Source organism: Desulforhopalus singaporensis (assembly GCF_900104445.1).
GTDB lineage: Bacteria > Desulfobacterota > Desulfobulbia > Desulfobulbales > Desulfocapsaceae > Desulforhopalus_A > Desulforhopalus_A singaporensis.
In genome coordinates, this window is the sequence record NZ_FNJI01000025.1 from 74,106 (window position 1) to 85,350 (window position 11,245).

Genomic DNA, 11,245 nt, shown 5'->3' on the forward strand with positions numbered 1-11,245 from the left:
GCCGGAATGCAGGAAGCGGCAAACTAAGGGATAGTTTGCCGCTTCCGTTGTCTATTGGCGACACAGAGGCTTAGAATACACCTTCAACTTTGCCGGTTTCAACATCGACGTCAACACGCTTGAATGCCGGGTTGGAGCCGGTTCCAGGCATGAGGCTGATGGTACCTGCAACAGGTACGATAAAGCCGGCGCCGCCGTAGGTGAGCACCTCGCGGATGGTCAGACGCCATCCTTTGGGTACACCTTTGAGGGCAGGGTTGTCGGAGAGTGAGAGGTGGGTCTTCACCATACACATGCCGAGCTTGGAGAGTTCGGGATCCGCCTGAATCCTGTCGATCGCCTTGTTTGCATCGTTAGAGAAGTCGACACCGTCGGCACCGTAAACTTCCTTGGCGATGAGCTCGATTCTCTCTTTGATAGGCATGTCGAGTTCGTAGAGGAACTTAAACTCGGTCTTGTCTTCACAGGCCTCGACAACGGTCTTGGCGAACTCGATGGCACCGTCGCCGCCTTTTTCCCAGTGACGGGACAGGGCAACGCGAGCACCTTCTGCCTCGCACAGTTCTCGTACTTTGGCGATTTCCGCATCAGTATCGGTGTAGAACGCATTGATGCAGACAACGGGGCTGATCCCGGCCTTGCGGACGTTGCGGATATGATGGATGAGGTTGTCACACCCTTTGGCAACCCAGTCAACATTTTCCTGGCTGTACTCTACAGGCATCGCCTTACCGGGAACAGGTACCGGTGCACCACCGTGGCATTTCAGGGCTCTGATGGTAGCGACAACTACGGCACAGTCGGGCTTGAGGCCGGAATAACGGCACTTGAGGTTCCAGAATTTTTCAAAACCGATGTCGGCGCCAAAGCCGGACTCGGTGACATGGTAGTCAGCGAGCTTGAGGCCTACGCGGTCGGCGATGATGGAGCTTTGACCGATTGCGATGTTGGCGAAAGGTCCGGCATGGACGATAACCGGCTGGCCTTCGAGGGTCTGCATCAGGGATGGGTTGAGAGCGTCAACCATCCACGCGGTCATTGCCCCTGCGACCTGGAGGTCCTCGGTGGTTACAGGCTTGCCTTTTTTGGTGTAGGCAACGACGATTTTGCCCATTCTCTCGCGCATATCCTTGAGGTCCTTGGCAACGGAAAGAATTGCCATAACCTCTGAGGAAACAGCGATACCGAATTTTGATTTCATCATGAAACCGTCGGATTTGCCGTTAACGCCGTCGATGCCGATAATTATGTTTCGCAGCGCCTGGCAGCAGTAATCCATGACCCAGCCCATCTCGATATTGGTCGGGTCGATGTCGATGCGCTTCATGCCAGAAAGTCTTTCAAGCTGTTCGTCGGTATAGTTTCTTTCGTGCTGCAGACGGGAGGTGAGAGCGACCATTGCCAGGTTGTGGGCATTCATGATCGCGTTGATGTCACCGGTGAACCCGAGAGAAAACGGGGTGAGGGGGATGCACTGGGCAAGACCGCCGCCGGCTGCAGAACCTTTGATGTTCATGGTAGGTCCGCCGGAAGGCTGACGGATTGCGGCACAGACACTCTTGCCAATTTTGCCGAGTCCCTGAACCAGGCCCATTGAGGAGGTGGACTTTCCTTCGCCAAGCGGGGTGGGGGTGATAGCGGTTACATCAATATATTTCCCATCCGGCTTGTCCTTCAAGCGCTCAAGAACCTTGCGGAAATCGATTTTTCCAATGTAATGGCCCTGAGGAAGAAGCTCTTCTTTGGTCAAGCCAAGTTTTTCACCAATCTCATAGATTGACAACATTGTTTTTTCTGCTTCCTGCGCAATTTCCCAATCAGCATGTTTGGTTGGATCTAATGGCATGGTTCACTCCTTTGTTAGATTCAGGCTCGTTGCGAGCCAAGTTTTAAAATACAGCGAAACTAGTTCCTTCGAAGCATTGAAACAACTTATACAGCAAAATGGTAATAGGTAATCGTACGCGAAAAACCAGTCCTTGGCATTGAGCCTGTTAATCTTAACAGTCTCCTGAAATTTCTTACGATTTTACACTGTTGTCGTTAAAAGAATGGTTGAAACAGGATCTACTCCTGAGACCGAAACAGGTTGTCTGCCAGTAACAGGTCAAATGTTGAAATCTGAAAATAGCGAAGTGAAGTGACCGGACCATTGGTTCCTCCAGCTGTTGCTGCCTAATTTCTCAGAATCTACCATTTAATACACGACTTCTACAGTTCACAACACAGAATTCCTACCATAAAAAAAAATGATTATCAATCAGTTTTGAAAAGGCAAAAACTAAATAATATAGAGCAAAAAAAACTTTTTCCACGGTGTGGTATCCGACCGTTTCGGCCCTGTAAATCATGAGAACCGAACTTAAGGGGGCGAAGAACATCGTTGTTCGGGAGCGCAAGCTTTGCACGGGCTGGTGCGGTGGTGGCTAAGAGCCAACTATGGGCGTTCAGGCCGACACTGAACCTGTTTGATTGGCCGCACCAGTTCGATTTGTCAGCCGAGCCTGGACATATTTACCGAGGGTGAGGATGCACAGGTCGGCGGATCGGAATACCGGCAGACCGGCCTGTTCGAGTTCATCGGCGAAAGGGTCGTAGAGACGACCGCTGTCAAGAACCAGGATTATTGGTTTGTCGGTGTGATTGTTAATTGTTGAAATGTTTGAAATTATTGAACTGTCAACCCGTCCTGGCGACGGGTGAAGCTCTTCCGGCAGGGTGTGCAGCATCGGTGTCAGGGGCACGATGGCGACCACGAGAATATCGATATTGGGATCAGCCAGCAGGATATTTATGGTGTCGATGTAAATGTCTTCTGAGCTCATTGGCGTTATATCAAGAGGGTTGTGCACGCTGACCAATGAGCCGAGATGGGCGGAGTCGAGAACCCGTTGGAGCCTTGTTGCTGACTGGCGGCTGAAAACCGCCATTTGAAGTCGGTAGTCTTCACCCAGGATATTGTCAGCGATTCCGACCGATTCATAGCCGGCGTTGCTTATGGCAGCAAGGCGGTTTCCCCTTATCCGCTTCTGTCCAAGCGAGGTGGATAAACGAAGCAGCCCTTCGAAAATGTTGAAGGTTTCGGCGACAATGGCGCCGGCCTGGGTAATGCAGGATTGACAGACCATGTAATCGCCGGCAATGGATGCGGTGTGTCCTGAAAGGGCATCTTTACCCTCCTGGGTACGACCAGCCTTGTAAAGGATAACCTCCTTGCCAAGCGAGATTGCCCGCTCGACCTCTTTGGCGAAGACAATTCCGTCCAGATCGTTGAACCCTTCTATATAAAAAGCGAGCGTTTTGACAAAATCGACGGAATTGAGGTAGTGGAGGAAGTCTCCTGCGGTGAGATCCGTCTGGTTGCCTACCGAAATTGCGTATGCCGGGTCGAGAAAGGCCAGTTTCGACATTCTCGTGATCATGTAGGCGCCGCTCTGGCTGACGAACACCGAAGAACGGAGGTGGTCGCCTTTTTTTTTCGGCAGTTTGGTGTCGGGAATGAACATTGCGTCATAATTGCCCGGGTTGGACAACACCCCGAGGCTGTTGCCGCCGAGGAATACCGGGGGGTGGAGATTTCTCAGCCGGTAATTGGCTATTTTCTCCCTCAGACTTGAGGTGATGCTGCTTTTTCCACGGGGGATCGGCGGACCGATCTCGTCGGCGACCAGGATTACCGTTGCCGCCAGGTTTTTCTGAATGACTGACTCGATCGTCTGGGAAAGCTGTGGGCCGGAAATAGCCAGAATCAGAAGATCCGGTTGCCATGGGAGGGATTCGACGTCTGGTACCGTGGCAAGCCCCTCAATTTCCCCGGCAACAGGGTGTATTACGGTAATCTTATCCCTGGCAAACCCGTGAGCGAGGATATTGTTCAGTATGATGCGTCCGATATTGATCTCGTGCTGGGATACTCCTGCCACTGCAATGGTTTCGGGGTGTAGGAGAAGGTCAATTTTTTCCGTGGGCCTGGGGGGGGAAGTCGTTTTCCGGGTGGAGAAAGCGCACACGCCGTCAAGCGGGGTCATGAGGAAGTTGCTGAAGGCAAACGGATTCACCTCAAACTCTTCTATGGTGTACGGGGTAGCGGTATTACTGCTTGAGAAGTATCGGCCCGCCTCAATCATGGCAGAAAAACATTCCAGCAACTGCTCATTTGTCACGATTCGCCTGCCACCCCTGGTCATGCCGGCAAGTTTGCGATAGCTGATTGTCTTCTGGAAACGGCGAAAGAAAGTCTGTCCGTCTACCAGGTCGACCCCGCAAGAGGTAACTGCCTTGTCCCTTCTGATGCTGTCGGCGTAGAGTTGTGTGTCGGTCCCCCCGAGGCCAGCAATGATAATTGTGCCAAATTCCCTGGTGTTTCTCAGGCCAATCAGCAGCTCGTTGCCAAATCCGCCGGTGCCTGATTCGATAAACTGGCAGACAAGAAAACCGGCCAGCTTCTGTTTTACCGCCTCAGCATAGTCGGCCAGCTGCAGGTCGCGTTCGATGCCCTGGGCGAAATTGTGGTTGAAAAAGTATTGAGAGGCTATCTTTTTAGGAACTTCCACCGACATTTTACGAATTGTGGAGAGGACCTCTTTTTCGTTTTTGCTGCATATGGCAACTCCCCCGACGTCACTTTTATGGATAATTTCCGGGGAAACGACCTTGACCACTACCTTTTCTCCGGGAAGTCGTGCCAGTTCAGCCGGGTTCATTCTTGCGCCTGTCGGCAGGAAGTAGTAGTGAGGAGTCGTGTCTCCGCCGATCAGCTCGACGAAATGATATACCTCATATTCGAAAAGAAAATTTCTTCCTTCGCTGGCGGCTTTTTTTAGAAGGGACGTAAGCCCCGGGTAGTCGATGTGTATATGCATTGATTTCGATAACGGCCCGAGATGTTGGTGTGGGATCGATCACTGATTGCCAATGGACAAGCATCCTGTGTGATAATTATATCATAACTGGTCAAATCGCTGAATAATACGTGCAAATGCACACTTTGTGGTATTGTATCAATCGATAAACGATTTACAATGCAGGGTATCTTGCGAAAAATGTTTTTTATGTTCTTTTCATGGAAAAATCATAACACCAGCAGCAAGGTGATAAAAAGGATGTGCAATGGCAAAAAAAGTTTTGATTATCGGGGCGGTGGCTCTTGGGCCCAAGGTAGCCTGCAGGCTCAGGCGGTTGGACCCGGACGCCGAAATTACGCTGATAGACAGGGATAACATCATCTCGTATGGCGGCTGTGGAATCCCCTATTATGTCGGAGGAGATATCAACGACATCGAGGATCTGTATAAAACAACCGCACACATGGTCCGGGATGAGGAGTTTTTCCTGTCGTGCAAGGGAATCAAGGTCATGACCAGGGTTGAAGCCCTGGAAATCGACCGGAACAACAAAAGGGTGAGGGTCTCTTTTCTTGATAACAACAAAGACGGCTATCTTGAGTATGACAAGCTGGTTATGGCCACCGGGGCGAGGGCGGTGCGTCCGCCTATTGTCGGAGTCGATCTGGAAAATGTCTTCACCGTATCGGATCTGCACGAGGCGGAAAAGATCAAGGGCTTGATGGCTCAGGGCAAAGTAGGAAAGGCCGTAGTGATAGGAGCGGGGGCGATCGGACTTGAGATAACCGAAGCTTTGACCGATCTGTGGGGAATACAGACCAGTCTTATTGAAATGGAGGACCAGGTCCTGCCGACCCTGCTGGGCAAGTGCATGGCCAGGGTTACCGCAAAAGAGCTTGAGAAAAACGGGGTCGAACTGTTGCTTGAGCAGAAGGTTCTTGCCATTAAAAAAGCTGAAGAGGGCGGGCTTCTCGTTGAAACAACGGCGAAGACCCTTTCAGTGGATATTGTGGTGCTCGCCGCCGGGGTTCGTCCTTCCACCAGTCTTGCGAAGGAGGCAGGAATTTCCATAGGTATGTCCGGCGGGATACTGGTTGACAGGAGGATGCGGACCAGCGATCCGGATATCTATGCGGGCGGAGACTGCGTGGAGCTTCGCAATCTGGTAAGCGGCGAGAATATGATGATGGCGCTGGGGTCGCTGGCAAATCGTCAGGGACGAATTATCGCCGACAACATAAGCGGCGGACAGTCGAATTTCAAAGGAACCGTGGGGACTTTCTGCATCAAGGTGTTCGGGTTGGGGGCAAGCAAGGCGGGGCTCACTTACAGGCAGGCAAAAGAGACAGGGTTTGACCCGGTTTATGCCGTGGTCTCCCAGGCCGATCATGCCCATTTCTATCCCAGCTCAGAACTGATTTACATTACCCTGCTGGCCGACAGGAAGACCCGTAAGGTGCTCGGCATAGAGGCGGTGGGGAAAAACGGAGACGCGGTAAAATCCAGAGTCGATACGGTGGCGGTGTTGTTGAGCCATGGCGTAACCGTGGATGAAATATGCAGTCTTGAGACGGCCTACGCTCCTCCTTTTGCCTCGGCAATGGATGTGGTCAACAATGCCGCGAATGCGTTGGATAACGTGCTGGCCGGCAGGAATGTACCGATTGATGCGGCGGATTTTCTCCAGGAGTTTTCTCATTCTGATATCCAGGTGCTGGATGTCAGGGGGGAAAAAGAGGCGGCGCCTTTTATCGAAAAATATGGTGCCAGGTGGCTCAACATACCGCAGAACCAGTTGCGAGGCAAGATCAGGCAGATACCGCCTGACAGGGATTACTTTATTATCTGCGATACCGGGCCCCGTTCTTACGAGGCCCAGATCCTGCTCAATGCCAACGCTGTCACCAGAACCAGGAATGTGCAGGGGGGGCTGGCCATGATAAGAGTGACCGATCCCGACTTCGTGTAGCTTTTTTGCGGGGACTGTCCGGCTGCCGGACAGTCCCGGGGAGCAACCCGATACTGAGTTGTGTTACTGCAGATTTTTTTCCGGCGGCTGTTCTGCCACTTTTTCTTTCGGATACTGTTTGAGCTGGCCGTCGGGGGTGATGACAGTCCAGTTGGCGTTTTTGTCTGACGCTTTTATCAGGCAATCAATTTTTTTCCCGTCGGCAAGATCAAGAAAGCACTGTTCGCCTATATTTTTATGGACGATTGTCTCGAACGCGTTTTCCGAGGCGATTTGTTTAAAAAGATTTATGGCTTCCTCAAACGAGACGATCCGCTGGTATTCTTCCGGGTCAACGGTTTTGATCTCCTCTCGCAGTCTGGCGATTTCCTGGTTTTTTTGCGAGATTATGGTGATCGTTTTCTCCATTTCGTCTTTCTGGTCGGAAGGAATGGAAAACAGAATCTGTTTCTGAATTTCAATATCGGCTTCGAGGTAATTGATTCTTTTCAGTAATTCCTGTGTCTTTTTTTTTGCCATTGGCCATCTCCGGGCTTTCTTGGATAAAATTTTCACCGATCGCCCAAGGTGCGTGTTGATTAATCCTGTTACAGGAGTTGCCCGGGCTGTTACCCAGGGGCTAGAAACAGTGGCTGCGGGCTTGCCGGTCCTGGTCCTGCAGGTGGGTGACGGCACGGCGGCAGTTCCGGGAATAAAAACAAACTTGCCCATCCGTTACTTGGTGAAAAGCTCGGGATGGGCGAGGTTTACGACCTGTTATCCGCCGGCAGAACCGTCGACTACTGCAGGTGGTTGAGCAGAATATTGAGCATACGGCGAACCGGTTCCGCTGCTCCCCACAACAGCTGGTCGCCTACCGTGAAGGCGGTCAGGTATTCCGGGCCGATATTCATTTTGTGGATTCGTCCCACCGGAACGGTCAGCGTGCCGGATACTTTTACCGGAGTCAGTTCCCTGGTGGTTATCTCCCGGTCGTTGGGGATCACCTTCACCCACTGGTTATGGCTGTCGAGGATTTTTTCTATCTCTGCAACCTCGATATCTTTTTTCAGTTTTATGGTAAACGCCTGGGAATGACACCGCATGGCGCCTACCCTGACGCAAAGGCCGTCCACCGGAATAAGATCGGGTTCTTTGTTGCCAAGGATCTTGTTGGTTTCCGCCACACCTTTCCACTCTTCCCTGGACTGCCCGTTGGCAACAGGCACATCTATCCACGGAATAAGGCTTGCGGCCAGGGGCACTCCCCAGTTGTCGGTGGTGAGCGATGAATCGTTGAGCTTGGCGGTTATTTTTCTGTCAATATCAAGAATAGCCGAGGAAGGATCGGCCAAAAGGTCGTCGACATCTTTCTCGATCTCGCCCATCTGGGTGATGAGTTCCCGCATATTTTTGGCACCGGCGCCGCTTGCCGCCTGATAGGTCATGGAGCTGATCCATTCCACCAGGTCATTTTCAATCAACCCGCCAAGGGCCATCATCATCAGGGACACGGTACAGTTACCGCCGATGTAATTTTTAATGCCGCGCTTGAGGCCGTCATCAATCACCGAGCGGTTTACCGGATCAAGTACTATAATCGAGTCGTCTTTCATGCGCAGGGTGGAGGCGGCATCAATCCAGTACCCGTCCCAGTTCTCGCGCAATTTTTCATACACGGCGGTGGTGTAGCTTCCTCCCTGGCAGGAAAGAATAATATCCATCTCCGAAAGCCTGCCAATGTCCATGGCATCTTCAAGAGGTTTGGTCCCGAACCCGACATCGGGGCCGTCCTGGCCGGCCTGGGAGGTTGTGAAAAATACCGGCTCAAATCCCTGAAAATCATTTTCTTCACGCATCCTTTCCATCAAGACAGAGCCGACCATTCCGCGCCAACCGATAAATCCAACTTTTAACATGTATAGACTCCCTACAAGAATTCTGTAATTTTTTTCTATTTATGTATGCAAAATGCAACTCTTTAGCAAGTTACAGCTTTGTCCACCTCTCCCGCAGCCTTTAAAAGAGGAAGGCTTTAAGGATATCAAAGTAAGATACCAATACACAATAATAATGAAAACCACGAGAAATAATTTTTATACAGGGCCTTCTTTTTGGCAAGAGAACCAGACATAGCCTGCGCCAAACGATCCGCTGATTATAAAAAAATCCGCAAAATTGAATATTCCTGTTTGCAAAAGAGCGATGTTGAGCTGGATGAAGTCTGTTACCCCTCCGCCATGCATGATCTTGTCTATACCGTTTCCCAGCGCTCCAGCCGTTACAAGAACGAGCGGAAGGACATAGGAGTCCTGCGATTTTTCCTTTTTCAGCAGAACGACAACAAGAAGGGTGGTCGCGACGGCGAAAACATAGATCGATAACAACTGGTGCAGCCAGTGAGGCATTGCTGCCATGGTTCCTGCGAATCCGTCATAGTTGGTGACAACCATCAGGGTTATAGCGTCACCGAAGAGAAAGACCGGGGTGTCTTGGGCAAGAAATCTCCTGGCGCACTGCTTGGAAAAGAGGTCCAGTGCAATAAGAAAAAAGAGGATGAGACGCGGGTAATAGAAGCTGGGAAGAATTGTCATTGTACGCTGTGGATAGTTTTGTGCACCACATGGGTAAATGGTATGGCGCCTGTCACGGGCACAATACGATGAGCTGGGCCATGACGCAAGGCGGAGTTGAGATATTCGTTGCCAAGATATGAACATTTCGATAGATTCACCAGCTCCATGCACGATATGGCAAAAAGAGAAAAATCAGATCCAAGGAGATGGTATGACTAAGATAGGCATTATCGGCGGGTCCGGACTGGATGACCCGGATATCCTCAAGAACCCCGAAACAGTTCATGTCTCCACCCGCTTTGGCGATCCTTCCTCACCGCTTCGATGCGGTAGAATAGAGGGAGTCGAGACGGTCATCCTGGCTCGCCACGGCAACAGCCATCAGTACAGCCCTGCCCAGGTGAACAACAGGGCCAATATATCGGCGCTCAAGGAGATCGGGGTGACGCACATCATCGCGACCACCGCTTGCGGCAGCCTCAAAGAAGAAATTGACCGGGGACATCTTGTTGTTCTCGATCAGTTTATCGATTTTACCAGGTTTAGAAAAAATACCTTCCACGATTCTTTTGCCAATGGCGCAAAACACGTAGCCATGGCCGCTCCGTTTGATTCCGAGCTCAGACAGAGGCTGTACGGTACCGCATCGAGCCTGAACCTTCCTGTACATCGAAAAGGGTGCGTGGTTACCATCGAGGGACCGAGGTTTTCCACGGTGGCCGAGTCCAACATGTTCAGGATGTGGGGCGCCGACGTTATTAACATGTCGACTGCTCCGGAGGCTATTTTGGCCAACGAGGCGGAAATACCGTATGGTGCAGTGGCGATGTCCACCGATTACGATTGCTGGAAGCAGGGTGAGGAACCGGTCACCTGGGATGAAATCCTGGCGGTGTTCAACAAGAATGCCAGCAATGTGACGTCACTTCTTATTGAGGTGGTAAAAGGCTTCAGCCGTAAATAACCAATAATACCTTCAGGAAAAACAGATGAACAAACAGATAGTGCTTGATCTACGAGAAACGGTACGAACAGTACCTGGATGGCCCATTGAAGGAGTACTGTTTCGGGACCTGACGACATTGATGAAAGACCCCCATGCCTTGAGGATGTCGTGCGACATCCTGTTTGAGCGTTATAAAGAGAAAAAGATCGATAAAGTAGTCGGTATCGACGCCAGGGGGTTTGTGTTCGGCGCAGTTCTAGCCTATAAGCTTGGGGTCGGTTTTGTTCCGGTGCGGAAAAAAGGCAAGCTGCCGTACGAGACCCTGGAGAAGAGTTACGATCTGGAATACGGATCAGGCACGCTTGAGGTCCACAGGGATGCTATCTCAGCAGGAGACAAGGTGGTGGTCGTCGACGACCTCATAGCGACAGGAGGTACGGTGAGCGCAACGGTAGGGCTCGTCCGAGAACTTGGAGGAGAGGTGATAGAATGCTCTTTTCTTATAGAGTTGCCGGATCTTAAGGGCCGTGAAAAATTGGTCGGCTGTCCGGTGTTTGCCGTGATGGAGTTTGACGGAGAATAAAAAAATAAGATTCTGTCATTTTGTTCTTGACTGAGAGGCCGTAATCAAGTACTTTCCTGCGGTCTCTGAGGGACGGGCAAACAGCGGGCGCGCCATGACGGTTATCGCAGTTGTTTCAAGTTCTTCGGAACGAAAAAAGAAGAAAAAAAAGATTGACATAAAATCGCTGATCGGTTAGATTAGCCAGCTCGTCGCGGAACTCGCACCGCGCCTCTTTCTTCGGGAAGAGGGAGCACGATCCTTGAAAACTGAATAACAACAAACAAAGCAAACGGGCCCAACGCGACCTTGGTCGCATTGAGCTATGTTTTCGTAATTTCAAAAACGAGCTCTTATTTTATAAGAAAC

At 51.1% G+C, this 11,245-nt stretch carries 8 protein-coding genes; 3 read left to right on the forward strand and 5 right to left on the reverse strand.

Features of this window, described 5'->3' with window-relative positions; translation table 11 throughout:
* Positions 1 to 70: 70 nt before the first annotated feature.
* Both BLQ17_RS15880 and BLQ17_RS15885 read right to left on the reverse strand, forming a co-directional pair.
* Positions 71 to 1,846, reverse strand: a complete 1,776-nt coding sequence (locus BLQ17_RS15880; RefSeq protein WP_092224605.1) for a formate--tetrahydrofolate ligase — start codon at positions 1,844 to 1,846, stop codon at positions 71 to 73.
* A gap of 601 nt (positions 1,847 to 2,447) precedes the next feature.
* Complete coding sequence (locus tag BLQ17_RS15885) at positions 2,448 to 4,862, reverse strand: acetate--CoA ligase family protein (RefSeq protein ID WP_092224608.1); 2,415 nt, start codon at positions 4,860 to 4,862, stop codon at positions 2,448 to 2,450.
* A gap of 247 nt (positions 4,863 to 5,109) precedes the next feature.
* On the opposite strand from BLQ17_RS15885, the gene BLQ17_RS15890 reads away from it, so the two are divergent.
* Positions 5,110 to 6,813: an FAD-dependent oxidoreductase gene (locus BLQ17_RS15890; protein ID WP_092224610.1), complete on the forward strand. Its 1,704-nt coding sequence runs from the start codon at positions 5,110 to 5,112 to the stop codon at positions 6,811 to 6,813.
* 63 nt (positions 6,814 to 6,876) lie between these two features.
* Here BLQ17_RS15890 and BLQ17_RS15895 read toward each other — a convergent pair whose 3' ends face one another.
* The 3 genes from BLQ17_RS15895 to BLQ17_RS15905 form a co-directional block, all read right to left on the reverse strand.
* Positions 6,877 to 7,332 carry a hypothetical protein gene (locus tag BLQ17_RS15895; RefSeq protein ID WP_092224612.1) on the reverse strand — a complete coding sequence of 152 codons (456 nt, stop codon included), beginning with the start codon at positions 7,330 to 7,332 and terminating at the stop codon, positions 6,877 to 6,879.
* A 260-nt stretch (positions 7,333 to 7,592) separates the two neighbouring features.
* Positions 7,593 to 8,711: an aspartate-semialdehyde dehydrogenase gene (gene asd, locus BLQ17_RS15900; RefSeq protein ID WP_092224614.1), complete on the reverse strand. Its 1,119-nt coding sequence runs from the start codon at positions 8,709 to 8,711 to the stop codon at positions 7,593 to 7,595.
* 177 nt (positions 8,712 to 8,888) lie between these two features.
* Positions 8,889 to 9,386, reverse strand: coding sequence for a signal peptidase II (locus tag BLQ17_RS15905; RefSeq protein WP_176761271.1), 498 nt, complete (start codon positions 9,384 to 9,386; stop codon positions 8,889 to 8,891).
* A 193-nt stretch (positions 9,387 to 9,579) separates the two neighbouring features.
* Here BLQ17_RS15905 and mtnP point away from each other — a divergent pair, with 193 nt between their 5' ends.
* Positions 9,580 to 10,332: an S-methyl-5'-thioadenosine phosphorylase gene (gene mtnP, locus BLQ17_RS15910; protein WP_092224618.1), complete on the forward strand. Its 753-nt coding sequence runs from the start codon at positions 9,580 to 9,582 to the stop codon at positions 10,330 to 10,332.
* Positions 10,333 to 10,357: 25 nt separating this feature from the next.
* A complete protein-coding gene (locus tag BLQ17_RS15915) occupies positions 10,358 to 10,897 on the forward strand; it encodes an adenine phosphoribosyltransferase (protein WP_092224620.1) in 540 nt (179 codons plus the stop codon).
* Positions 10,898 to 11,245: the final 348 nt, after the last annotated feature.

Coding starts and splice junctions, on each gene's coding strand:
- BLQ17_RS15880 (WP_092224605.1), bottom strand. CDS start 1,846: ATGCCATTAGATCCAACCAAACATGCTGATTGGGAAATTGCGCAGGAA.
- BLQ17_RS15885 (WP_092224608.1), bottom strand. CDS start 4,862: ATGCATATACACATCGACTACCCGGGGCTTACGTCCCTTCTAAAAAAA.
- BLQ17_RS15890 (WP_092224610.1), top strand. CDS start 5,110: ATGGCAAAAAAAGTTTTGATTATCGGGGCGGTGGCTCTTGGGCCCAAG.
- BLQ17_RS15895 (WP_092224612.1), bottom strand. CDS start 7,332: ATGGCAAAAAAAAAGACACAGGAATTACTGAAAAGAATCAATTACCTC.
- asd (WP_092224614.1), bottom strand. CDS start 8,711: ATGTTAAAAGTTGGATTTATCGGTTGGCGCGGAATGGTCGGCTCTGTC.
- BLQ17_RS15905 (WP_176761271.1), bottom strand. CDS start 9,386: ATGACAATTCTTCCCAGCTTCTATTACCCGCGTCTCATCCTCTTTTTT.
- mtnP (WP_092224618.1), top strand. CDS start 9,580: ATGACTAAGATAGGCATTATCGGCGGGTCCGGACTGGATGACCCGGAT.
- BLQ17_RS15915 (WP_092224620.1), top strand. CDS start 10,358: ATGAACAAACAGATAGTGCTTGATCTACGAGAAACGGTACGAACAGTA.